23 protein-coding genes and 1 pseudogene are annotated in these 22,154 nt (G+C 72.9%); 9 read left to right on the plus strand and 15 right to left on the minus strand.

What is annotated here, in order from left to right; all coding sequences use genetic code 11:
* Positions 1–136 precede the first annotated feature (136 nt).
* The 4 genes from D6B71_RS11480 to D6B71_RS11495 form a co-directional block, all read right to left on the minus strand.
* Positions 137–904, minus strand: coding sequence for a hypothetical protein (locus D6B71_RS11480; protein WP_126688248.1), 768 nt, complete (start codon positions 902–904; stop codon positions 137–139).
* On the minus strand, positions 901–2,370 hold the full coding sequence (locus D6B71_RS11485) for a glycosyltransferase family 2 protein (protein ID WP_121255152.1): 1,470 nt from the start codon (positions 2,368–2,370) through the stop codon (positions 901–903). The genes D6B71_RS11480 and D6B71_RS11485 overlap by 4 nt, the downstream gene beginning before the upstream one ends.
* A gap of 138 nt (positions 2,371–2,508) precedes the next feature.
* Positions 2,509–2,727 carry an acyl-CoA carboxylase subunit epsilon gene (locus D6B71_RS11490; protein WP_121255155.1) on the minus strand — a complete coding sequence of 73 codons (219 nt, stop codon included), beginning with the start codon at positions 2,725–2,727 and terminating at the stop codon, positions 2,509–2,511.
* Positions 2,724–4,331: an acyl-CoA carboxylase subunit beta gene (locus D6B71_RS11495; RefSeq protein ID WP_121255157.1), complete on the minus strand. Its 1,608-nt coding sequence runs from the start codon at positions 4,329–4,331 to the stop codon at positions 2,724–2,726. Before D6B71_RS11495 ends, D6B71_RS11490 begins: the two co-directional genes overlap by 4 nt.
* Before the next feature lie 41 nt (positions 4,332–4,372).
* Between D6B71_RS11495 and D6B71_RS11500 the strand changes: the two genes are divergently transcribed.
* The 6 genes from D6B71_RS11500 to purE all read left to right on the plus strand — a co-directional run bounded on the left by D6B71_RS11500 (position 4,373) and on the right by purE (position 9,128).
* Positions 4,373–5,203: a biotin--[acetyl-CoA-carboxylase] ligase gene (locus D6B71_RS11500; protein ID WP_240641338.1), complete on the plus strand. Its 831-nt coding sequence runs from the start codon at positions 4,373–4,375 to the stop codon at positions 5,201–5,203.
* Positions 5,204–5,336: 133 nt separating this feature from the next.
* Positions 5,337–5,840 (plus strand): PH domain-containing protein, encoded by a 504-nt coding sequence (locus D6B71_RS11505; RefSeq protein WP_121255162.1) that lies wholly within the window; start codon positions 5,337–5,339, stop codon positions 5,838–5,840.
* A complete protein-coding gene (locus D6B71_RS11510; RefSeq protein WP_121255164.1) occupies positions 5,833–6,840 on the plus strand; it encodes an adenylate/guanylate cyclase domain-containing protein in 1,008 nt (335 codons plus the stop codon). Before D6B71_RS11505 ends, D6B71_RS11510 begins: the two co-directional genes overlap by 8 nt.
* Positions 6,841–6,942: 102 nt before the next feature.
* Positions 6,943–7,296: a winged helix-turn-helix domain-containing protein gene (locus tag D6B71_RS11515; RefSeq protein WP_121255166.1), complete on the plus strand. Its 354-nt coding sequence runs from the start codon at positions 6,943–6,945 to the stop codon at positions 7,294–7,296.
* Between the two features lie 120 nt (positions 7,297–7,416).
* The gene (locus D6B71_RS11520) at positions 7,417–8,577 is read left to right on the plus strand and encodes a 5-(carboxyamino)imidazole ribonucleotide synthase (RefSeq protein WP_121255168.1); all 1,161 of its coding nucleotides are present in this window, start codon (positions 7,417–7,419) and stop codon (positions 8,575–8,577) included.
* A gap of 23 nt (positions 8,578–8,600) precedes the next feature.
* On the plus strand, positions 8,601–9,128 hold the full coding sequence (gene purE / locus D6B71_RS11525; RefSeq protein WP_121255170.1) for a 5-(carboxyamino)imidazole ribonucleotide mutase: 528 nt from the start codon (positions 8,601–8,603) through the stop codon (positions 9,126–9,128).
* A gap of 13 nt (positions 9,129–9,141) precedes the next feature.
* Here purE and D6B71_RS11530 read toward each other — a convergent pair whose 3' ends face one another.
* The 8 genes from D6B71_RS11530 to D6B71_RS11565 form a co-directional block, all read right to left on the minus strand.
* Entirely contained in the window at positions 9,142–9,825 is a 684-nt protein-coding gene (locus D6B71_RS11530; protein ID WP_121255524.1) for a response regulator, read from the minus strand.
* Positions 9,822–11,066 carry a sensor histidine kinase gene (locus D6B71_RS11535; RefSeq protein WP_126688249.1) on the minus strand — a complete coding sequence of 415 codons (1,245 nt, stop codon included), beginning with the start codon at positions 11,064–11,066 and terminating at the stop codon, positions 9,822–9,824. Before D6B71_RS11535 ends, D6B71_RS11530 begins: the two co-directional genes overlap by 4 nt.
* Positions 11,063–12,094, minus strand: a complete 1,032-nt coding sequence (locus D6B71_RS11540; protein WP_206051699.1) for an acyltransferase family protein — start codon at positions 12,092–12,094, stop codon at positions 11,063–11,065. Before D6B71_RS11540 ends, D6B71_RS11535 begins: the two co-directional genes overlap by 4 nt.
* On the minus strand, positions 12,091–13,035 hold the full coding sequence (locus tag D6B71_RS11545; protein WP_121255174.1) for a D-alanine--D-alanine ligase family protein: 945 nt from the start codon (positions 13,033–13,035) through the stop codon (positions 12,091–12,093). Before D6B71_RS11545 ends, D6B71_RS11540 begins: the two co-directional genes overlap by 4 nt.
* The gene (gene alr / locus D6B71_RS11550) at positions 13,032–14,183 is read right to left on the minus strand and encodes an alanine racemase (RefSeq protein WP_121255176.1); all 1,152 of its coding nucleotides are present in this window, start codon (positions 14,181–14,183) and stop codon (positions 13,032–13,034) included. The genes D6B71_RS11545 and alr overlap by 4 nt, the downstream gene beginning before the upstream one ends.
* A complete protein-coding gene (locus D6B71_RS11555) occupies positions 14,180–14,809 on the minus strand; it encodes a M15 family metallopeptidase (protein WP_121255177.1) in 630 nt (209 codons plus the stop codon). Before D6B71_RS11555 ends, alr begins: the two co-directional genes overlap by 4 nt.
* 90 nt (positions 14,810–14,899) lie before the next feature.
* Positions 14,900–15,355, minus strand: coding sequence for an alternative ribosome rescue aminoacyl-tRNA hydrolase ArfB (arfB, locus tag D6B71_RS11560; RefSeq protein ID WP_121255179.1), 456 nt, complete (start codon positions 15,353–15,355; stop codon positions 14,900–14,902).
* Positions 15,356–15,383: 28 nt separating this feature from the next.
* Positions 15,384–15,794 (minus strand): CoA-binding protein, encoded by a 411-nt coding sequence (locus D6B71_RS11565; RefSeq protein WP_121255181.1) that lies wholly within the window; start codon positions 15,792–15,794, stop codon positions 15,384–15,386.
* A gap of 253 nt (positions 15,795–16,047) precedes the next feature.
* On the opposite strand from D6B71_RS11565, the gene D6B71_RS11570 reads away from it, so the two are divergent.
* Together D6B71_RS11570 and D6B71_RS11575 are read left to right on the plus strand one after the other, a co-directional pair.
* Positions 16,048–16,917 (plus strand): DUF6801 domain-containing protein, encoded by an 870-nt coding sequence (locus D6B71_RS11570; protein WP_121255183.1) that lies wholly within the window; start codon positions 16,048–16,050, stop codon positions 16,915–16,917.
* A 94-nt stretch (positions 16,918–17,011) separates the two neighbouring features.
* Positions 17,012–18,184: an acyl-CoA dehydrogenase family protein gene (locus D6B71_RS11575; protein WP_121255185.1), complete on the plus strand. Its 1,173-nt coding sequence runs from the start codon at positions 17,012–17,014 to the stop codon at positions 18,182–18,184.
* Here D6B71_RS11575 and D6B71_RS11580 read toward each other — a convergent pair.
* The 3 genes and pseudogenes from D6B71_RS11580 to D6B71_RS22750 all read right to left on the minus strand — a co-directional run.
* A pseudogene (locus tag D6B71_RS11580) lies at positions 18,151–18,345 on the minus strand (helix-turn-helix domain-containing protein); the annotation flags it as partial. The gene D6B71_RS11575 and the pseudogene D6B71_RS11580 overlap by 34 nt on opposite strands.
* A 13-nt stretch (positions 18,346–18,358) precedes the next feature.
* Positions 18,359–20,266: a CocE/NonD family hydrolase gene (locus tag D6B71_RS11585; RefSeq protein WP_121255187.1), complete on the minus strand. Its 1,908-nt coding sequence runs from the start codon at positions 20,264–20,266 to the stop codon at positions 18,359–18,361.
* A 120-nt stretch (positions 20,267–20,386) separates the two neighbouring features.
* Positions 20,387–20,812: an ATP-binding protein gene (locus D6B71_RS22750; RefSeq protein WP_164519627.1), complete on the minus strand. Its 426-nt coding sequence runs from the start codon at positions 20,810–20,812 to the stop codon at positions 20,387–20,389.
* A 403-nt stretch (positions 20,813–21,215) separates the two neighbouring features.
* On the opposite strand from D6B71_RS22750, the gene pgfA reads away from it, so the two are divergent.
* Positions 21,216–22,154 carry a cell envelope lipid trafficking protein PgfA gene (gene pgfA, locus D6B71_RS11595; protein ID WP_164519628.1) on the plus strand — a complete coding sequence of 313 codons (939 nt, stop codon included), beginning with the start codon at positions 21,216–21,218 and terminating at the stop codon, positions 22,152–22,154.

The raw sequence follows: 22,154 nt of genomic DNA on the forward strand, positions 1-22,154 counted from the left end.
TTGGCAGGGCGGTGACCACGGTCACCGCCCTGCGTCTCACCGGGTCTCGACACGCCGGTCACGACCTCGCAGGCTCGGTCGTGCGGCTCGCTCGACCACCATCAGCCGATGCGCCGTCGTCCCTCGGGCGTCTCGCCTAGTTCGCGTTCACCGGGATCTGCGCGACCTGGGTCTTCTCCTCCGACTCGAAGATCGCGACGGGGACCGTCTGCTTGATCTCGCGCTTGTAGAACTCGGTGCCGCCGGCCTTGCGCTGGATCCACACGGTCGCGGTGAAGGTGAGGTCGATCCCGCGGGTGTTCAGCGCCGTGGGCTTGATCCGCTGGTTGCGTAGCTCGAAGGCGCCCTTGGGCGAGGTGATCAACATGCCGTACTTGGTCGTGAGCGGCTCGGGGTCGAAGGTGATCTTCTCAGCGACCCGGTCCAGCTCGTAGGGGCGCTGGGCCTTGCCGCCGCCCTCGCGGGTGGTCCGGGAGGTCACCTTGATGTGCTCCAGGTAGACCTTCCGCTTGGTGGCGAAGGGGTCGCGCAGCTTCTGCTCCAGGTCGTAGGCCTGGAAGGTGAACGAGAAGAACTTGCTGCCGCGGGGGTACCACTCGTTGGTGCGTGGCGTGGACTTGGTCGGATAGAGGGTGTAGACGAAGTCGAGGCCCTCGACGTCGATGTGCGACTGGAACGTGCCGTCGCGGGTGAACTGCGAGTTGAAGAAGGCCTCGGAGGTGGTGGGCTCCTCGGTGGGCTCCTCGGCCGCCTCGGCCCCGCCGGTGTCGAGCAGGCCGCAGCCGCTCAGGGCGGCGAGCAGCACGGTGAGGGCCAGGGCGAGCGCGAGGCGCGCTCGGCGGGTGGGGGTGCGGTGCACCGTGACCTCCAGGGTCGGACGAGGGGGGCGGGGCGCGGCGCTCATGCGGTGAACCCGCGGTAGGGGCGCAGCGACTTCAAGATCATCCACACGGTCTGGGCCAGGGTGATCACGCCGAGCACGCGCCAGCCCACGGCGAGGATGTCGGACTGCACCTGGATCGGGATGCCGGCCTGGGTCCACACCAGCGCGAAGATGCCGAAGAAGACGCCCAGTGCCAGGAACGGGTAGGTCCAGGCCACGCCCTTGCCGCGCTCGGCCTTGGCCTGCGCGGCCCAGTTGTCGGTCTGCTGGCGGCTGAAGAACTTCAGCCACGCGCGCACGAAGTGGCCCATCCGGGTCAGCATGTAGAGCTCGGCGGGGAAGACCAGCAGCGCGAACAGGTAGTCGCGCCGGTTGCGGAACTTCATCGTGTGCGCGACCCGGAAGTTCAGCCAGACGGCGGCGGCCGGCGGGATCAGCCACCAGGCCCGGAACACGAACGCGTCGATCCACAGGGCGCCGAACAGCAGCATGAAGAACAGCAGCCGGGTGACCATGTTGATCACCATCGACATGTGCTCGAACCACCGCAGCCGCAGGTTCGGGTGGAACGGCTGGCCCTTGGTGTCGCCACGCTGTCCGGGCCACATCAGGTCGATCGCGCCGAAGTTCCACTTGACCTGCTGGGCGTCCAGGGCGCGCAGCGTGGTCATGCCGCCCACGTGGGCGCGGGCGTGCGCGGAGATCTTGGTCAGGTAGCCGGCGCTCTTGATCTGCAGCGACAGCAGGGAGTCCTCGACCTCGCTGTCCTTGACCCACGGGGTGCGCTGGTGGCTGTCGCGCAGCACATCGCGCAGCGCCTGGGTGGAGAAGATCGAGAACTGCCCGCCGAGCACCGCCATGTTGCGGCCCTTGAGCAGGTTCTGCATGTTGAACGCCGAGAACTGGGCGCGCTGGCCGGCGATCAGGAACTTCGCCATCGGCCGGTCCAGGGCGCTGTCGTCGATGCTGTAGATCGCCGAGATCCCGCCGATCCGGTCGTCGCTGGCGATCTCGTTGACCAGGTGCTCGACGGCGTCGGGCTCGGGCGTGGTGTCGCCGTCGACGCCGAGCAGGTAGTCCATGGTCTCGACCAGGCCGTAGCCGTAGTTGAGCGCGCCGACCTTCTTGTCGGGGTTCTTGCCGATGTCGTGGACGTAGACGGTGGTGCTCTGCTCGCCGAGCGGGGTCACCCGCGTGTGCGGTCCGGCGTAGTGGCTGGCGATCTCGACGGAGTCGTCGCTGGTGTTGTTGACGATGACGTGGATGACGTCGGGGATGCGGGTCTGCATGAGCAGGGAGTCCAGGACTCCCGCGATCGTCTCGCCCTCGTTGTAGGCGGGGATGATGCAGCCGACCGTCGGCCGGTAGGTGGACTGGTCCACCGACGCCGCGTCGAGGGCCCGGCCCTCGCCGTCGTCGGGTGGTCTCGGGGCGAGCCAAGCCTCGCGCTCGGCGACAGCCAGGCCGCCGGATGGCAGGTTGGACACCGGGCCTCCTCACGTGGCGGCCCCTTCCCCAGGGCCGCTTGCGTGATCCAGTCTCGGGAGTCCGGCTCAAGGAGCCCGTCGGCGTTCCCCAAAGATTCCCCTTGGATCAGCCAAAGGCGGCCGGGCCGCCGCCGCGGGTCAGCGCGGAAGCGCGCTGGCGCGCCACCCCTGCGGCCCGTGCGGGTGGACCGCCCGCAGCCGCCGGTGGGGAGCCTGCCACTCCGGCCGCGGCCGGGGCTTCGGCGCCGAGCCGCCGCCCATCGCGGAGAACACGGCCACCAGGGCCGCGACCTCCTCCGGCGTCGCGTCCGCAGACACGACGCGGAGCACGGGACCGGTCGCTTCGGCGCCGCTCACAGCGGGATGTTCCCGTGCTTCTTGGGGGGCAGCGTCTCGCGCTTGGAGCGCAGCAGCCGCAGGGCGCGGACCACCTCGAGGCGGGTCTCGTGGGGGCTGATCACCGCGTCGATGTAGCCCCGCTCGGCGGCGATGTAGGGGTTGGCCAGGTGGTCTTCGTACTCGGTGATCAGCTCGGCCCGGCGGACGTCGGGGTCGGAGGCCTCCGCCAGCTCCTTGCGGTAGAGGATGTTCACCGCGCCCTGGGCGCCCATCACCGCGATCTGGGCGGTGGGCCAGGCGACGTTGATGTCGGCGCCGAGGTGCTTGGACCCCATCACGTCGTAGGCGCCGCCGTAGGCCTTGCGGGTGATCACGGTGACCAGCGGCACCGTCGCCTCGGCGTAGGCGTAGATCAGCTTCGCGCCGCGCCGGATGATGCCGTTGTACTCCTGGTCGGTGCCGGGCAGGAAGCCGGGCACGTCGACGAAGGTCAGCACCGGGATGTTGAACGCGTCGCAGGTGCGCACGAAGCGGGCGGCCTTCTCGGAGGCGTCGATGTCGAGGGTGCCGGCGAACTGCATCGGCTGGTTGGCGACCACACCGACCGGGCGGCCCTCGACCCGGCCGTAGCCGACGATGATGTTGGGCGCGAACAGCGGCTGGACCTCGAGGAACTCCTCGTCGTCGAGCACCGCCTCGATCACCGTGTGCATGTCGTAGGGCTGGTTGGGGCTGTCGGGGATCAGCGCGTCGAGGGTGCGGTCGAGGTCGGTGACGTCGAGGATCGCCTCCTCGTCGTAGGACGGCGGCTCGTCGAGGTTGTTCTGCGGCAGGTAGCTCAGCAGCGCCTTGACGTACTCGATGGCGTCGGCCTCGTCGGAGGCCATGTAGTGGGCGTTGCCCGAGCGGGTGTTGTGGGTGCGGGCGCCGCCGAGCTCCTCCATCGTGACGTCCTCGCCGGTGACGGTCTTGATCACGTCGGGGCCGGTGATGAACATCGCGGAGGTCTGGTCGACCATGATCGTGAAGTCGGTGACCGCGGGGGAGTAGACGTGGCCGCCGGCGCAGTTGCCCATGATCATGCTGATCTGCGGGATCACGCCGGAGGCGTGCACGTTGCGCTTGAAGATCTCGCCGTAGAGGCCGAGCGAGACCACGCCCTCCTGGATGCGGGCGCCGGCGCCCTCGTTGATGCCGATGATCGGGCAGCCGGTCTTGATCGCCAGGTCCATGATCTTGGTGATCTTCTCGCCGTAGACCTCGCCCAGCGAGCCGCCGAAGACCGTGAAGTCCTGCGAGAACACGCACACCTGGCGGCCGTCGATGGTGCCGTAGCCGGTCACCACGCCGTCGCCGTAGGGGCGGTTCTTCTCCAGCCCGAAGGCCGTGGAGCGGTGCCGGGCCAGCTCGTCGATCTCGACGAAGGAGCCCTCGTCGAACAGCATCTCGATCCGCTCACGGGCCGTCTTGCGACCCTTCGCGTGCTGCTTCTCGACCGCCTTGGCCGAGCCGGCGTGCACGGCCTCGTCGAGACGGCGCTCGAGATCGACCAGCTTGCCGGCGGTGGTGTGGATGTCGATGTCCCCCGGGACCTCGGTGCCTTCTCCGGGCTCTGCAGTCACTGTGTGGCCTCCTCGTCGAATCGTGGGCCAATGTAGTGCCCGTGACGACCGACGCCGCCCAACGCCCACCCTTCGACAAGACCCGGCTGTCCGAGGCCGCCGCCGACCGGGCCCCGGCCCTGCCCACGGCGGTGGTGGTGGAGGTGGTCGACCAGGCGGCCTCGACCAATGCGCTCGCCACCCGGCGAGCCCAGGCCGGCGCCGCCGAGGGCCTGGTCGTGGTCACCGAGCACCAGACCTCCGGCCGGGGACGGCTGGACCGGGTCTGGGAGACGCCGCCCCGCGCCGCCGTCACCTTCTCGCTGGTGCTGCGGCCGCAGCTGCCCGCCGACCGGTGGCCGTGGCTGCCGCTGCTCACCGGGTACGCCGTGACGCAGGCGCTGCGGGCGGCCGGCTACGCCGCGGGGGTGAAGTGGCCCAACGACGTGCTGATCGACGACCGCAAGGTGGCCGGGATCCTGGTCGAGCGGATCGAGACCCCCCAGGGCCCGGCCGCGGTGGTCGGCATCGGCCTGAACGTGACCACGACCGCCGAGGAGCTGCCCGTCGCCACCGCCACCTCGCTGGTCATGGAGGACCCCGACCGGGTGCCCGACCGCACCGACCTGCTGGCCACGCTGGTCGGTGCCGTCTGGGCGGAGTACGACCGCTGGAGCGGCGGCGGTGACGCCGCCGCCGACCGGCTGCGAGCGGCGTACACCTCGGCCTGCGTGACGCTCGGCCGCGACGTCCGGGTGGAGCTGCCCGCCGGCGAGCCGCTGACCGGGCGGGCCACGGGGATCGACGCCACCGGCCGGCTCGAGGTGCGCGTCGCCGGCGCCACCGTCGCGGTCGGCGCCGGCGACGTGGTCCACGTGCGGCCGGCGGTCTGACGCCGACGCGTCACAGATTCACGGGCTTCTGCGGCGTGTCGGGGAACGCTTGACCCCTCGACGTCGAGCATCGGGGTGTCGGCTGGCGCGAAGACCCGCGCCCACCGGGCGGCATCGGTGACATGATCGGCGCGTGGCCATCTCACCGAAGCTGCTGAACGAGGGCGAACGCGTCGTCCTGAGCACCCGCACCCACCCCAAGGCGCTGCTGCTGCCGCTGCTCGCGCTGGTGGTGTGCCTGGGGGTCGCGGTGTTCGTGCAGGTGGCCCTCGACGTGCGCATCCTGACGATCGCGGTCTGGGCGCTGGCCGGGATCGGCATCCTCTGGTGGACGGTGTGGCCGACGCTGGAGTGGCTGACCGGCACCTATGCGTTCACGAACCGGCGGCTGATCACCCGCACCGGCGTGCTGACCCGGCGCGGCCACGACATCCCGCTGGCCCGGATCAGCGACGTGGCGATCGAGCTGCACCTCATCGACCGGATCCTGGGCTGCGGCACGCTGGTGATCAGCGACGCCAGCACCCACGGCCAGGTCGAGCTGCCCGACATCCCCCGGGTCGAGGAGGCCCAGCGCCGGCTCAACGACCTGCTGCACGCGATCGACGGACCGCTCACCCGGGACGAAGGTGCCTGAGCCCGGCCGCCCCGAGCCCGCCCACCGGGAGCCCGACGAGCCGCCCGCCGTCCCGCTCTCCCGGGCGATCCTCGGCGAGGACCCCGCCTTCACCGCCCACGACGTGGCCGCCGACAGCGGCGTCACGATCGAGCAGGCCCGACGGCTGTGGCGCTCGCTGGGCTTCCCCGAGCCCGGCGGCGAGGCGGCGTTCACCCGCGCCGACATCGACGCGGTCTCCACTCTGGTGCGTGCCGTCGACACCGGCCTGTTCGACTTCGACCTGGCGGTCAACGCCACCCGGGCGGTCGGCCAGACGATGTCGCGACTGGCCGAGTGGGAGGTCGCGGCGATGCTGCACCGGGTCGAGGAGCTCTCGGCCGGTGAGCCGATCGACACCCCCAGCGTGGCCGCCCAGCGCCTGGTCGAGCAGTTCAGCGGCTCGTTCGAGGCGCTGCTGATCTATGCCTGGCGGCGCCACCTCGCGGCGGCCGTCGCGCGGGTCGAGGCGTCGCGAGCCAACGAGGAGGACGTGCACACCACGCAGGTGACCGTCGGGTTCGCCGACATCGTCGGCTTCACCGCGCTGTCCAACGAGGTGTCCGAAGACCGCCTCGGTGATCTGGTCGAGCTGTTCGAGAGCCGCTGCTCCGACGTGGTCGCCGGCCAGCGCGGCCGGGTGATCAAGAGCATCGGCGACTCCGTGCTGTTCGTCAACGACGACCCGGTCCGCGCCTTCGACACCGCCGAGGGGATCATCAACGTGATCGGCCGCGACCCGCGGATGCCCGACGTCCGGGTGGGCCTGGCCAGCGGCTCGGTGGTGCTCCGCCTCGGCGACGTGTTCGGTCCGGCGGTCAACCTCGCCTCCCGGCTCACCGCGGTGGCGCGACGCAACCGGGTGATCATCGACGCTGCCACCGCCGCCCTGCTGCCCGAGGGCTTCGAGACCCGGCCACTCCCGGCACGTCCGGTGCGGGGCTTCGGCCTGGTCGAGCCGGTCGCCGTCCGGCGGCACTGACCGGACACCGCGAGGCCTCCCCGGCCGAAGTGGCACAAAGTGGCCACTGTCGGATTCGGTCATTTACTCACGCTGGCGCCGTCTGGTTCCTACCGTTGAGACATGTATGAGGTGCAAGACGTGCGCGTGGACCCGGCCTCCCGGCGCGCCTGGCGCGGGACCGAGGAGATCACCTTCTCCCGCAAGGAGTTCGACCTCGTGCTCGCGCTGATCTCCCGCGCCGGCGAGCTCGTCTCCCGCGAGGAGCTGATGCGCGACGTCTGGAACACCACGTTCTGGACCTCGTCGAAGACCATCGACGTCCACCTCGGGTGGGTGCGTCGCAAGCTCGGCGACGACAGCCGCCGACCCCATCTGATCACCACCGTCCGCGGGCGCGGGCTTCGCTTCGAGACCCAGGACCCCCGGACCCTGCCCCAGACGCCGATAGCCCGGACGTCCTCTCCCACTCCCTGAGCACCGTCCGGCCCCCTCTCGGTCCCGGCGTCCCCCCCGCTGGGCTGAGAGGTGGTCGGGCGGGTCCGCGCGGTGCCCCGGACGCCCCGCTCAGACGCCCCGCTCAGTAGGGTGTGCCGCGTGTCCGAGCACGCGCCCACCCTGGCCGTCATCGGCGGCGGCCAGCTCGCCCGGATGATGGCCCAGCCCGCCATCGCTCTCGGCCTCCCCCTGCGGCTGCTCGCCGAGGGGGAGGGGGTCTCCGCGGCCCAGGTCATCGCCGACCACGAGGTCGGCGACTACCGCGACCTCGCCACGCTGCGCCGGGTCACCGCCGGCTGCGCGGTGGTCACCTTCGACCACGAGCACGTGCCGACCGAGCACCTGCACGCGCTCGCCGCGGACGGCCTCGCGGTGCGACCCGGGCCCGAGGCGCTGGTCCACGCCCAGGACAAGGCGGTGATGCGCGCCCGCCTCGGCGAGCTCGGCGTCCCGTGCCCCCGCAACGCGGTCGTCGGGTCGGTCGCCGACGTCGAGGCGTTCGGGTTCCCCTGTGTGCTGAAGACGACCCGCGGCGGCTACGACGGCAAGGGTGTGTGGTTCGTCCGCTCCGCCGACGACTGCGAGGAGCCGTTCCGCGCCGCTGCCGAGGCCGAGGTCCGGCTGCTCGCCGAGGAGCTGGTCGACTTCCGGCGCGAGCTGTCCGCGCTGGTGGCCCGCTCGCCCAGCGGCCAGGCCGCGGCGTACCCGGTGGTGGCCTCGACCCAGCGCGACGGCATCTGCCACGAGGTGATCGCGCCCGCGCCCGACCTCGATCCGCAGCTGGCCGCCCAGGCCCAGCAGATCGCGCTCACGGTCGCCGGCCAGCTCGACGTCACCGGCATCCTCGCGGTGGAGCTCTTCGAGACCCGCGACGGCCGGGTGCTCGTCAACGAGCTGGCGATGCGGCCGCACAACACCGGCCACTGGACCCAGGACGGCGCCGTGACCTCGCAGTTCGAGAACCACCTGCGGGCGGTGCTCGACCTGCCGCTCGGCTCGCCCGCGGCGCGGGCGCCGTGGACGGTGATGGTGAACATCCTCGGCGGCCCCGACCCCGGCGTGGGCCGGCTCTACGACGGCTACCCCCATGCGTTGGCCCGCGACCCGCACCTGCGGGTGCACCTCTACGGCAAGGAGCTGCGGCCCGGCCGCAAGGTCGGCCACGTCAACGCCTACGGTGACGACCTCGAGGACTGTCTCGAGCGGGCCCGGCACGCGGCCGCGTGGTTCCGCGGCGACCTGGGCAACGAGAGCGAATGACACCGGCACCGGAAGGAACGGCGATGAGCGACGAGGCCCCGCGGGTCGGGATCGTGATGGGCTCCGACTCCGACTGGCCGGTGATGAAGGCCGCCGGTGAGGCGCTCGAGGAGTTCGACGTCCCCTTCGAGGCCGACGTGGTCTCCGCGCACCGGATGCCCGAGGAGATGCTGGCCTACGGCAAGCAGGCAGCCGGCCGCGGACTCACGGTGATCATCGCGGGCGCGGGCGGGGCGGCCCACCTGCCGGGCATGCTCGCCGCGGTCACGCCGCTGCCGGTGATCGGCGTCCCGGTGCCGCTCAAGCATCTCGACGGGCTCGATTCGCTGCTCTCGATCGTGCAGATGCCGGCGGGCGTGCCGGTGGCGACCGTGGCCGTGGGCAACGCCCGCAACGCGGGTCTTCTCGCCGTGCGGATCCTCGCGGCCACCGACCCGGGACTGCAGCAGCGGATGGTCGCCTTCCAAGACGACCTGCGCGACGCCGCGCACGCGAAGGGCGACGTCGTACGCCGCCAGGCCGCCGGCGGCGAGCAGCGTCTCGGCTTCTGAGCCCCGGGCGGGGTCAGCGGAGCTGGTGCTCGTGGGCGAAGACCACGATCTGCACCCGGTCGCGCAGGCCGAGCTTGCGCAGGATCGCGCCGACGTGGGTCTTCACCGTCGACTCGCTGGCGAACACCTCGCCGGCGATCTCGGCGTTCGACAGGCCCCGGGCGACCAGCACGAACACCTCGCGCTCCTTGTCGGTGAGCGCGAGGTACGCCGCGGGGGCCGGCGCGCGGGACTGGAACTGGCCGTCGAGCAGCGTCGAGAGGTCCTGCGGGGCGAGCACGGCGTTGCCGGCGTGCACGGTGCGGATCGCATCGCGCAGCATCGTCGGGGTGGTGCCCTTGAGCAGGAAGCCGCTGGCGCCGTGCCGGATCGCGGTGGCCGCCCGGTCGTCGAGGTTGAAGGTGGTCAGCACCACCACCCGCACCGGACGCTGCCGCCGGGCGGCACGGTCGGGGGAGAAGATCTGACGGGTCGCCTCGACGCCGTCCATCTCCGGCATCCGGATGTCCATCAGCACCACGTCGGGCTCGAGCTCGTCGACCTGCCGCACCGCCTCGAACCCGTCGGCCGCGGTGCCGACGACCGTCATGCCCTCCTGGGCGTCGACGATGACCCTGACCCCCTCGCGGAACAGCTCCTGGTCGTCGACGAGCAGCACCCGGATCGGGTCGAGCGCAGGGTCCGGGGCCGCGGTCACCGGGCCACCGTACGCACCGGCAGCCACGCGGTGGCGGTGAAGGTCGGCGGGTCGTGCCGCCGGCGCACGTCGAGCCGGCCGCCGACCGACTCGAGCCGGCGGCGCATGCCGTCGACACCCTGGCCGCCGGCGACGGGCTGGGTGCCTGCCACCGCCACCGGCCGGGTCTCCTCGGGGACCGGTTCGACCACGTTCTGCACCTCGATCCGCAGCTCGCCCTCCCAGTGGCGCTCGACCCGCACCGGCTGGTCGCGGGAGCCGTGCTTGAGCGCGTTGGTGAGCATCTCCTGCAGCACCCGGAACGCCACCACCTCGAGCTCCGGAGGAAGCGGCTGCGGCGTGCCGTACTCGGTCGAGACGACCTGGTGGCCGCTCGCCCGCACGCCCTCGATCAGGCTGTCCAGGTCGGTGCTCGTCCTGCCGGGCGCGCCGCGCCCCGACGCGGACGCGAGCACCTGGCGGACGTCGTCGAGCGAGGTCCGTGCGGAGGTGGCGATGTTCTCCATGGTCTGCTTGAGCTTCGCGCCGTCGGCGTCGGGGAGGTACTGCGCGGACTCGGCCTGCGCGAGGATCACCGCCAGCGAGTGGCCGACCACGTCGTGCACGTCGTGGGCCAGCCGGGCCTGCTCGTCGCGGAGCCGGGCGATCTCCTCGGCCTGGTCGCGGGCCGCCTCGGCGCTCACCTGGGAGACCCGCGAGCGGCGGGCGCGGTCGGCGTACCGGAAGGCCAGACCCCCCAGCCACGGCGCCGCGAGCAGCGCCATGCCCATCAGGGCGGCGGTGAGCCGCCAGTCGTCGCCGGCGCTCCGGGCCGCGGAGTCGGCGAGCCCGTCCACCCCGGCCACCTGGAGCGCCTCGTAGAAGATGTAGGGAGAGACCCACAAGACGAGCACGGTGGCGCTGACCGGGATCGACAGCGCACTGAGCCACAGCGTGACCGCGCCTCCCCAGCGCGCGCACCCGAACGCCACCATGGCGAACAGCACCTCGGTGACCAGGGGGTTCGTGCCGGTCGCGAGGTGCGAGAGGCCCACCAGCCAGGCGATCCCGAGCGCCGCGCTGGGGACCACCCGGGCCAGGCCCACCGAGGCGGCGAGCCCGAACGCCACCAGCACCGGCCCCTGCGGCGCCTCGTAGTAGGTGAACCGGCCCACCTCCACGAGGGCGAGGCCGAGCACGGTGAGCCCGACGAGCAGGTCGGGGACCCAACCTCGCCAGTCCGGCGTGGCAGCCCTCGTCATGCCGCGGCGCCCGCTGCGATCCGGGGGCGTCGCGCCCACCGCTGCACCGGCGCCTCGACCAGCCGCCAGCTGAGCGCCGCGGCGACCAGGGTGAGGAGCGCGGCGAGGGGGCCGGCGTGGTCGACGTACGGGCGCAGCCACAGCGTGAGCGGGTAGTTCCACAGGTACGCCGCGTAGGAGACCGTGCCGAGCCACACCACGGCGCGCAGCGCGGGGTGGGTCACGGTGGTCCAGGTGCGCCAGGCCAGCAGCGCGGCCGCGGTGAGGACGGCGATGGCCGGGCCTCCTGCCAGGTAGGTGAGGGCGTGACCCCGCAATGGAACCACGCTGAGCACCGCCAGACCGGCCAGGGCCACGGGGGCGGCCCACGCCGGAACGGTCAGCCGCTCACCCAGCCGTCCACCGTGCAGCCGGGCGGCGCCGCCGACCACGAAGCAGCCTGCCCAGACGGTCGGCAGCGAGTAGGCCAGGTCGGGGTCCTCGCGCAGCCACCACACGGTCGCCAGGCAGGCGAGCAGGCACAGGGCGGCGCTGAGCGTCAGCGCGGTGCCGAGCCGGCGCCGGGCGAACGCGAGCACGAGCACGGTCGGCCAGACCAGGTAGAACTGCTCCTCCAGTGCGAGCGTCCACAGGTGGAACGTGGCGTCGCTGGCGTGGCCGAACGGCAGGTCGGCGGTCCAGGTGAGCGCGACCAGCACGGTCTTCGCGAGCTGGTCGCGGTCGCCGAGCGGGTCCAACAGCAGCGTCACCAGCACCACCCCGGCGACCAGTGCCAGCAGGGCCGGCACCAGCCGTTGGGCGCGGCGCAGGTAGAACCGACGCAGGTCGACGCGGCCGTCGCGGTCCAGCTCGTCGACGAGCACGCCGGTGATCAGGTAGCCCGACAGCGAGAAGAACATCACCACGCCCACCACACCGGCGCCGGGGAACCCCGAGGGCAGCGCGTGGCGCAGCATCACCAGGGCGACGGCGACCCCGCGCAGCAGGTCGATGCCCTCGACGCGGGGTCTCGTGATCTGGCCGCTCACCGGGTGGCGCCGCGGACCAGCTCGTCGAGCAGGTCGGCATAGGGCAGGCCGGCAGCGGCGAACATGCGCGGCACCTGGGAGTGCTCGGTCATGCCGGGCACCGTGTTCACCTCGCCGAGCACCGGGCCGCGGTCGGTGACGAAGAAGTCCACCCGAGCCACCCCGGAGCAGCCCAGCGCCCGGTACGTCGCGACCGCGGCGTCCTCGAGCTCCTTGCGCTCCACGTCGGTCAGGGCGGCGGGCACCCGGAAGTCGGCGTGACCGCCGTACTTGGCGGCGTGGTCGAACAGCCCGTCGGCGACGATCTCCAGGGCCGGGCTGACCACGAGTGAGCCGTCGGCGCGACGGAGCACCGCGACGTCGACCTCGCGGCCGGCCACGACGTCCTCGACCAGCGCCCGGGTGTCGATCGCCAGCGCCGCCTCGAGCGCGGGGGCGAGCTCCTCGGCGCGGGTGACCAGGCTGACGCCGAGGCTGGAGCCGGCGGCGACCGGCTTCACCACGACCGGGTGGTCGAACCGCTCCCCGGCCAGGGTGGCCGCGGTGACGAGGTGGCCGGGTGCGGTGGCCAGGCCGAGCGAGTGGGCGACCAGCTTGGTCGCCCACTTGTCCATCGCGAGCGCGCCGGCGCCGAGGTCCGAGCCGACGTAGGGCAGCCCGGCGAGCTCGCACAGGGCGGCCAGGGTGCCGTCCTCGCCGTGCGGTCCGTGCACCATCGGGAACACCACGTCGCAGCTGGTGAGCACGTGCACGGCGCCGGGGAGGCCGATCGGCCGGCCGCCGTGGTCGCGCCAGGTGCCGTCGCGGTCGATGGTGAGCCGCACCGCCTCGTAGGCGGCGGGGTCGAGGGCGTCGGCGACCGAGGCCGCCGAGGCCAGTGAGACGTCGTGCTCGCAGCTCTGGCCGCCGCCGATCACCGCGACCCGGGTCCGGGCGCTCACGACAGGCTCCGCAGGTGGGCGCCGGCGGTGCGCACCCGCCGGGTGACGCGGTGGCCGAGACCGGTGACGATCTCGTGCTCGATGGTCTCCGCCCACCGGGCCCAGTCGGCCACCGTCGGCTCCCCGTCGTCGCCGGGGCCGAACAGGGTCACCGTGGCCCCCGGTGCGGGTGGCAGGTCGCCGAGGTCGACGACGAGCTGGTCCATCGACAGCCGGCCGACGACCGGGCGGCGGCGGCCGGCGACCAGGACCTCGGCCCGGCCGGATGCGAGGCGCGGCAGCCCGTCGGCGTACCCCAGCGGCACCAGACCCAGGTGGGTGCTGGCCGCGGTGACGTGGGCGTGGCCGTAGCCGACCGGCGTGCCGGCCCGGACCCGGCGCACCGTGACCAGTGGTGCGGTCAGCCTCATCGGCCGGCGCAGCACGGTCGTGCCGGACGGGTCGATGCCGACCAGGCCGGCGCCGACCCGGCTCATCGTGTGATGGGTGCGTGGGTCGGTCAGCGTGGCCGCGGTGGCGGCCAGGTGCCGGTGGGCGGGGCGCAGGCCGGCCGCGCGCGCGGTCTCGAGGGCCCAGGCGAAGCGGAGCCGGCCGGCGGGGTTGCAGGGGTCGCCCGGGTCCTCGGCGCAGCCGAGGTGGCCCATCACGCCGACCACGTCGAGCTCGCCGCGCTGCTCCGCGCGGCGAGCCGAACGGCACAGCTGCGGCCACAGTGAGGGCGATGCGCCGTCGCGGGCCATGCCCGCGTCGACGTGCAGGTGCACCCGTGCCCGGCCCGGGGCGGCGGCGACGGCGGCGAGGTGCTCGAGGCCGGGCACCGCGACGTCGATGCCGTGGGCGACGGCGGTGCCGAAGTCGGCGTCGACCGGGTTCAGCCAGCTCAGCACCGGCGCGGTGAGGCCGGCGTCGCGCAGTCGCAGTGCCTCGAGCAGGCTGGTGGCCCCCAGCCAGGTGGCCCCGTTGGCCAGAGCGGTGCGGGCGACGTCGAGGGCGCCGTGCCCGAACCCGTCGGCCTTGACCACGGCCATCAGCTCGCCGGACGCGCGGCCGGCCAGCAGCCGGGTGTTGTCCGCGACGGCGGACAGGTCGATCTCGAGCACCGGCGTGGACGCCGTCTCCGGCAGGTCGCGGACCGCGAGCCCGCTCATGCCGCCCGCTCCGAGCGGCCGGCGTCGACGGGGCCGTAGAGGGCGGCCGGCGCGCCGGTGACCAGCGCCCAGTAGCGGTCGCCGTAGCTCCAGTGCCACCACTCGGTCGGGTAGTTCACCAGCCCGACCGTGGTGAGCGCCAGCGCGAGCAGGTCGCGGTTGGCCCGGGAGGCCGCCGAGACCGGCGCGTCGAAGAAGCACCTGCCGTCGCTCTGCTCGGGGGTCGCGTCGATCGGGGTGCCGAGGTCGAGCTCGCGGCCCGTCGCGTCGGCCAGGGTCAGGTCGACGGCGGCGCCGGCCACGTGCGGGGCGACCTCCAGCGGGGAGACGAAGCGGCTGGTGAGCACCCGCACCTGCTCGTCGTCGGCGTCCGGGTGGGCCGCGCGCACCTCGGCGGCGTAGCGCTCGATGATCGCGAGCTGCGAGCGGGGGGAGCGGTGCCCCTCGACGACGCGCAGCCGCAGCCCGGCCGGAAGGGTGCGATCGGCCAGCACGAGCCGGTCGGCGAGGCTGCGGCGGACCAGGGCGCCGAGGGGGGCGAGAGCGTCCGGCACCCGGACCAGCGGCTCGCCGGACTCGTGCACCGGCACCGCCGAGACCCGGGGGTCGGCGAGGAGGATCGTCATGTCCCCGACGCTAGGAAGGCCGGGCCCTCGTCCGCCTCCACCGCAGGTGCCGGTCGGCTGGCCTCAGGTGCCGAGCGCTCGACCCGGGGGCTACTCCCCGCGCACCCGGCCCCGCAACGACTTGGTCTGCGCCCGCTGGCGCTTGGACTCCAGCCGCCGGCGTTGGGAGCCACGCGTGGGCTTGGTGGGGCGCCGCGCCGGCGGCGGTGGTGCGAGCGCGGTGCGGAGCAGCCCGGCGAGCCGCTCTCGCGCCGCGACCCGGTTGCGGTGCTGGGAGCGGTGCTCGGAGGCCACCACGACGACCGACCCGTCGACCAGGCGGCCGGCCAGGTTGCGCAGCGCCCGGTCCCGCTGCGCGGGGCTCAGCGCCGACGACGCGCGCACGTCGTACACCAGCTCCACCCGGCTGTCGGCGGTGTTGACCGACTGACCGCCGGGGCCGGGGGAGCGCGAGAAGCGTTCGGTGAGCTCGGCGGCGGGCACCGAGAGGCCGGTCGGCAGCCCCGGTCCCGGTGGCACCTGCAGGTCGTCTCCGGGGCGGCTCACGGGGCCGAGCCTGCCACTCCGGGCGGGCTCAGCGGTGGCGGCGCCACTCGATCGCGGGACAGGTGTCCATGACCATCGGCACGCCCGCCTCGGTGGTGCGGCGGAAGGCGTCCTCGTCGACGACGCCCAGCTGGAACCAGACGCCCTTCGCCCCGACCGAGACCGCCTCGTCGGCGAACTGCCCGGCCGCCTCGGAGCGGCGGAACACGTCGACGACGTCGATGGCGAACGGCACCTCGGCCAGGGTGCGGTAGCCCTGCTCGCCGAGCACCGTCGGCGCCGACGGGTGCACGGGGACGATCCGCTTGCCGCGCGACTGCAGCAGCTCGGCGATGGAGTACGCCGTGCGGCCGGGGTCGCCGGAGAGGCCGACGACCGCCCACGTCTCGCAGTCGTCGAGCATGAACCGCACCGCCTCGGGGTCCTGCCAGCCGGCCATCGCGGAGTCCTTCCTGGTCGCGGGAGAGCGGGCGAGGGCCCGCACCGCCACTGTAGGCAAACCGGTCCAGACCTCCGCATGGCCCGGGTGCGAGTCCGCCGTGGGCGGCCCCACCCGCGCGCTCGATTCGGTCACGGGGCGGGTTCCGGCGTGGCAGGGTGAGGCCGCGCTGCTGGGGAGGCAGCGCCAGACCCCGGTCCATCAGTCTGCTGGACCGCGGGAGATCACTCGTACCTGGGAGGGAACGACCCCTATGAAGAACACCCGCCTCACGCGTCTGGCCGCCACCGGCGCGGCCACCGCGCTGGCCGCCGCCGCCCTGGTCGGCGGCACCGGCACCGCCGCGAACGCCACCATGACCGGCTCTGCCACCTACGACTGCCCCACCGGCCTGCCGCTGCCGGGCCTGGAGACCCTGCAGATCCCGGTGTCGGTGACCACCGACAGCTTCGACGGCCCCTTCCTCGCCGGTGACGAGGCGACCGGAGTGAACGACGTGACCGCCGTGCTCGACCTGCCCCAGAACCTGGTCGGCGCCGCCGTCGGGATGCTCGGCATCACCCAGCTGGGCGCGCAGCTCACCGACTTCCACCTCTGGCTCGGCGAGGGCGGGCAGGCTGTCGAAGGGCTCTCCGCGCCGCTCACCGCCATCCCGGGCCCTGGGGCGCTCCCGCTCACGGCGACCGGCAGCCTGGCCAGCCTGGTCACCCCGAACGCCGCGGGCACCTTCCCGGTCTCGCTCCCGCGGGAGTTCACGCTCGTGCCCGCCAGTGCCCCGGTCGACCTGCCCGTGGGATCGATGACCTGCACCCTGTCCGAGGGCAGCGATCCGGTCATCGGCGAGGTCGAGGTGCGCAAGCAGAGCTCGACGATCAAGGGCCGCACGGTGGAGACCAAGAAGGGCCACAAGGCGATCGCGACCGTCGCGCGGCAGCACGGCGGTGACGTCTTCGGCAAGGTCGTGGCGAAGCTGGGCAAGAAGAAGGTCGGCGCCAAGGCCGTGACCCGGAGCGGCAAGGCCGTGTTCGCCCTTCCGAAGTCGGCACACGGCAAGACGCTGACGCTCATCTACAAGGGCGACAGCGGCACCGAGGGTGCCAAGACCTCGGTCAAGGTCAAGTGAGCTCTCACCGCTGAGCAGGACCCATGCGACGCCCGGCCGGGGCCTGTCCCGGCCGGGCGTCGCTGCGCCCTTACCGAAAAGTAGGATCGGCCTCATGAGCACCGGCCACCCCATGTACGCCCTCTCCGAGGAGCACCAGGCGATCCGCGAGGCGGTCCGCGCCATCTGCGACGCCAAGGTCGCCCCGCACGCCGCCGACGTCGACGAGCAGGCCCGTTTCCCGCAGGAGGCGGCCGACGCGCTGCTCGCGGCCGACTTCCACGCGCCGCACGTGCCGGAGGCCTACGGCGGCGCCGGGGCGGACGCGCTGGCCACCGTGCTGGTGATCGAGGAGGTCGCCCGGGCCGACGTGTCGGCCTCGCTGATCCCCGCGGTCAACAAGCTGGGCTCGCTGCCGGTGCAGCTGGCCGGGTCCGAGGAGCTGAAGCAGCGGTACCTCGGCGCTCTGGCCCGTGGCGAGGGCGGCTTCTCCTACTGCCTCTCCGAGCCCGACGCGGGCTCCGACGCGGTCGGCATGAAGACCCGTGCCGTGCGCGACGGCGACCACTGGGTGCTCAACGGCGTGAAGCGCTGGATCACCAACGCCGGCGTCTCGGAGTACTACACCGTGATGGCGGTGACCGACCCCGCTCAGCGCAGCCGCGGGATCTCCGCGTTCGTCGTCGAGAAGTCCGACGCGGGCGTCTCGTTCGGGGCGCCCGAGAAGAAGCTCGGCATCAAGGGCTCCCCGACCCGCGAGGTCTACCTCGACAACGTCCGCATCCCCGCGGACCGGATGATCGGGGCCGAGGGCACCGGCTTCGAGACCGCGATGCGCACGCTCGACCACACCCGCGTCACGATCGCGGCCCAGGCCGTCGGCGTCGCCCAGGGTGCGCTCGACTACGCGCTGGGCTACGCCAAGGAGCGGCAGCAGTTCGGCAAGCCGATCGCCGACTTCCAGGGCCTGCAGTTCCTGCTCGCCGACATGGGCATGAAGGTCGAGGCGGCCCGCCAGATGACCTACGCGGCCGCCGGCCGCTCCGAGCGCGGCGACAGCGACCTGACCTTCTTCGGCGCGGCGGCCAAGTGCTTCGCCTCCGACGTCGCGATGGAGGTCACCACCAACGCGGTGCAGGTGCTCGGCGGCTACGGCTACACCCGCGACTACCCGGTCGAGCGGATGATGCGCGACGCGAAGATCACCCAGATCTACGAGGGCACCAACCAGGTGCAGCGGATCGTGATGGCGCGTCAGCTGCTGGCCGGCGTCCAGTCCGAGCTCTGAGCCTCCTGCGCCGTGCCGCCCTGGGTGGCGTCGTCCGGCTCCCAGCGCAGCAGGTCTCCGGGCTGGCACTGCAGCACCTCGCACAGCGCGGCCAGCGTCGTGAACCGCACCGCCTTCGCCCGCCCGTTCTTGAGCACGGCCAGGTTGGCGGGCGAGATGCCGTGGCCGCGCCGGTCAGCCCGCTCGCCGCGGCAGCCAGGGGATGGTCACCCGCGACGGGAAGCGGTCGGAGGTGTGCAGGGTCAGCGCGGTGAGGCTGCCGGGCAGGTCCGGCAGCGAGGGCAGCAGGTGCGGCACGTCGAAGGCCTGGACCGCGATCCGCAGCCGGTGGCCGGGCCGGATCCTCGCGCCCGTCGGGAAGACCTCGACGTCGACGGGGACCACCCTGCCCGGTGCCGGGGCGCGCGAGGCGCGGGTGAACGGGTGGTAGGGCTGGAGGATCTCGCCGTCGAGGTAGCGGGTGCGGGAGCGGTCGAGCCGGCGCTGCTCGACCAGCTGCCAGCCGCCGCTGAGCCGGGTGACCTGGCCGGACGGGGCGACGTCGGAGATCGACACCGAGAGCATGCCGCCGCCGATGGGGCTGGAGGTGAACAGGCGCGCGTTCACCGGCCCCGCGAACCGGACCGCGCGCTTGAGCGGCCGCGTCTCGTAGACGATGCCGGTGAGGTCGTTGAGCGCGTTGTCGGAGAAGCAGGGCAGGTCCTCGGCGAGCAGCGCCGGGATGCCCGCCGTCCACTGGCTCGCGGAGCGGGTGCAGAGCCCGGAGACCGGGACGGGCGGCACCTGCGCCGTGCCCGGCGCGGCCCTCCCCGTGGTCAGCAGGCCCGGGGCGAGCGCGGTCGTCGCATCGCCCGACAGCCGATAGCTGCGGGCGCGGGCGCGGTCGTCGATCCAGCTGCGCTGGGTGCGCCACGCGCCGGATCCGTTCTCGTAGTAGGTGACCGGGGCGATCTCGCCGAGCCGGGTGCCGCGGTCGTCGCGCAGCCAGCGGTCGAACCAGCGCAGCTGCAGCTCCGAGAGCGTGCCGTGGCCGGCCTGCGCGAGGTCGGTGCCCTGCGAACCCTCGAGGTGGTTCCACGGGCCCACGATCAGCCTCGACGCGACGCCGCGCTCCTGCAGTGCCTCGAACAGCAGTGGCGTGCCGCGCTGGAACAGGTCCTGCTGCCCGGCGATCAGGAAGGTCGGCACGTCGACCCGGTCGATCACCTCCAGCGGTGAGCGGGTGCGGTAGAACTGCCCGTCGTGCGCAGCGTCGCCGCCGAGCAGCGCGTCGAGGAGCAGGGGAGCGGTGAAGGTCGCCGCGCCGTAGATGTGTGAGAGCAGCGCGCCGAGACCCGACTCCGGGTCCGTCGCGGTCACCGCCGGCGGGATGACGCCGGTGGTGGTCACCAGCCCCATCCACAGCGGGATGAACCCGACGTCGACCTGGCCCCCGGAGGCGACCACGTCGCGGTAGACGTCGCCGGCCGGCACCTGCGGGAAGATCGCCTCCAGGCCCTTCGGCTCGAGTGCCGCGGTGAAGAGCTGGTTGATGCCCATGTACGACGGTCCGCGCATGCCCACCCGGCCGTTGCTCCACGGCCGCTCGCGGGAGGCCGCCCACTCGACGACCTCCTTGCCGTCGAGCTGCTCGCGCTCGCCGAAGGCGTCCCACGTGCCCTCGGAGCTGCCGGTGCCCCGGGCATCGACGGTGAGCGAGGCGTAGCCGCGGCTGACCAAGTAGTCCGGCTCGTCCTCGCCGAGGGCGGCGCCCAGCACCGTCTTGTTGTAGGCGGTGATCGTGACCAGCACCGGGAACCGGCCGGTCGCCGCCTGTCCGTCCTCGCCGGCCGGCAGCACCAGGTCGCCGCGCAGCACGGTGCCGTCGGACATCGGGATGGCCAGGTCGGTGCGGGCCACGGTGGCCGGGTACGTCGCGGGGCGGGGTTGCCAACCGCCCGTCTGCGGCTCCACGGCCGCGGCAGTCACTGGCGTCGGGGTCGCCGCGGCCGCCGGGGCGGACGCGGTCGCGGGGGCCGCGGTGGCCGCGAACGCGAGTGAGACGAGCAGGGCGGTGATGCGGCGGCGTACGCGGTGCCTCACGGCGGGGTCCTCATCGATCGGCGACGGTGGTCCCCGGAACAACGGCCGAGACGGTCCCCGGTTACCGCGTCGGCCGCCGGCGGCTACCCCGTTCGCGCCGGAGCGCGCCGCCCGGGCGCGTCAGCGAGGGCGGGGGACCCGCAGCTCGGCGGTGATCCGGGTGCCCCGGGTGGGATCGACCTGCCAGCTGTCGGTGATGTAGTCGACGATGGCCAGACCGCGGCCGTGCGACTCGGTGGTGGTGAGCGGCAGCGGGGCGAGGGTGTCGACACCGCCCCCGTCGCAGACCACGATCACCACCCGGTCGGGGTGTCCGGTCCAGCTGACGGCCAGACCTCCGCTCGCGTCGGGCTGTCCGTGCAGGACCCCGTTGGTCACCAGCTCGGTCACCACCAGGGCCGCGTCGTTGATCAGCGGCTCCGGGTAGCCGGCCGTCTGCAGGTCGGCCACGAGCTCCCGACGTGCCGCCGGTGCGCTCGCGGTCGCGAAAGGCAGCCGCAGCTGCACCTCGTGTCCGTGCACCTGTGCCTCCTCGTCGCTGGTCATCGATGGGGAAGCGCGGTCGTGCACACCCCGGCTGGTGGGAGAGCCAGCCCCCGGCATCTCGCTGCCGAGCCGATACCCACCCCCGGCGGGCCGGAAACCGGCCGGGACGCCTGGTGTGACCAGTGGCGCAGAAACCTGTACACAGCGGGCCGGGGGGCTCGATAGTGGAGGGTCAGACGAATCGACCGGCAGCCCGGCGTCTCGCGGCGCCGGGGTCGAAGAGTGATCCTCGTTACTCCTGAGTATGCTTCCCGGCCGAGCCTCGATGCGAACGCGTGAGGCCCGACAGGGAAGCGGGCGCAGGCCTCGGCGACGTCGAGGCCCGGCCCCGGGAGCGCCGCACGACCGTGCGGCACAGCGGGTGGTCACCGGCGGTACCACCACCACAGGGAGCGAAGAACACATGCGCAAGGCACTGCCGTACGTCCTGCTCGTCCTCGGGGCACTCCTGGTCACCGTGGGGGTGCTGGCCCAGACCTATGCCCCGGGCAAGATCGAGAAGACGCCGCTCGACACCGACACCAGGACCGCCCTGTCCGGCACCGGACAGCTGCGCAACGATGACTTCGAGCTGGAGGAGACGCCGCTGCTGGCGTTCAGCCGCAACGCGGTCGACGCCGACCTGTCCGACGACGACACGGTGGTCTTCGCCAGCTCGCTGTGCCTGGTGGTCGACGTGGACGACCCCGACGGCTGCGTCACCGACGAGGACCCCCAGGGGCGCCTGGTCTCGGCCACCACCGACACGTTCGCGACCGACCGGAACACCGGCCTGTCGATCAGCGACCCCGACGAGCTGCCCGAGGGCGTCGAGCCGCACGAGGGCCTGATCAACAAGTGGCCCTTCGGCACCGAGAAGAAGGACTACCCCGTCTGGGACGGCATCGTCGGCGGCGCCGTCGACGCCACCTACGAGGGCACCGACGAGATCGACGGGCTCGACGTCTATGTCTTCGAGCTCAACGCCGAGGCCGACGGCGTGGTCGTCGCCGGCGAGGACATCGTCGGCAGCTACCGCTCCGACAACACCTACTACGTCGACCCCCGCACTGGTCAGATCGTGCGTCAGGAGATCGACCAGGTCCGCTCCTCGGAGTCCGGCGAGACCCTGCTGGAGATGAACCTCGCGTTCACCGACGAGCAGGTGGAGACCAACGTCGACAAGATCAACGACGACAAGGCCAAGCTGGACCTGATGGAGAAGACCATCCCGCTGGTCGGCTACGTGGTCGGGATCCCGCTGCTGCTGCTCGGGCTCTTCCTCGTCGTCCGCGGCAACCGCCGCAACGCTCCCGCCTCCGGCGGGTCCGGCCAGCGCGCCAAGCAGCCCGCCGACGCCTGA

Origin of the sequence: Nocardioides ferulae, assembly GCF_003660455.1 — a bacterium.
Classification (GTDB): domain Bacteria; phylum Actinomycetota; class Actinomycetes; order Propionibacteriales; family Nocardioidaceae; genus Nocardioides; species Nocardioides ferulae.

Coding starts and splice junctions, on each gene's coding strand:
- D6B71_RS11480 (WP_126688248.1), bottom strand. CDS start 904: ATGAGCGCCGCGCCCCGCCCCCCTCGTCCGACCCTGGAGGTCACGGTG.
- D6B71_RS11515 (WP_121255166.1), top strand. CDS start 6,943: ATGTATGAGGTGCAAGACGTGCGCGTGGACCCGGCCTCCCGGCGCGCC.
- purE (WP_121255170.1), top strand. CDS start 8,601: ATGAGCGACGAGGCCCCGCGGGTCGGGATCGTGATGGGCTCCGACTCC.
- D6B71_RS11535 (WP_126688249.1), bottom strand. CDS start 11,066: ATGACGAGGGCTGCCACGCCGGACTGGCGAGGTTGGGTCCCCGACCTG.
- alr (WP_121255176.1), bottom strand. CDS start 14,183: ATGAGCGGGCTCGCGGTCCGCGACCTGCCGGAGACGGCGTCCACGCCG.
- D6B71_RS11555 (WP_121255177.1), bottom strand. CDS start 14,809: ATGACGATCCTCCTCGCCGACCCCCGGGTCTCGGCGGTGCCGGTGCAC.
- D6B71_RS11565 (WP_121255181.1), bottom strand. CDS start 15,794: ATGGCCGGCTGGCAGGACCCCGAGGCGGTGCGGTTCATGCTCGACGAC.
- D6B71_RS11570 (WP_121255183.1), top strand. CDS start 16,048: ATGAAGAACACCCGCCTCACGCGTCTGGCCGCCACCGGCGCGGCCACC.
- D6B71_RS11575 (WP_121255185.1), top strand. CDS start 17,012: ATGAGCACCGGCCACCCCATGTACGCCCTCTCCGAGGAGCACCAGGCG.
- D6B71_RS22750 (WP_164519627.1), bottom strand. CDS start 20,812: ATGACCAGCGACGAGGAGGCACAGGTGCACGGACACGAGGTGCAGCTG.
- pgfA (WP_164519628.1), top strand. CDS start 21,216: ATGCGCAAGGCACTGCCGTACGTCCTGCTCGTCCTCGGGGCACTCCTG.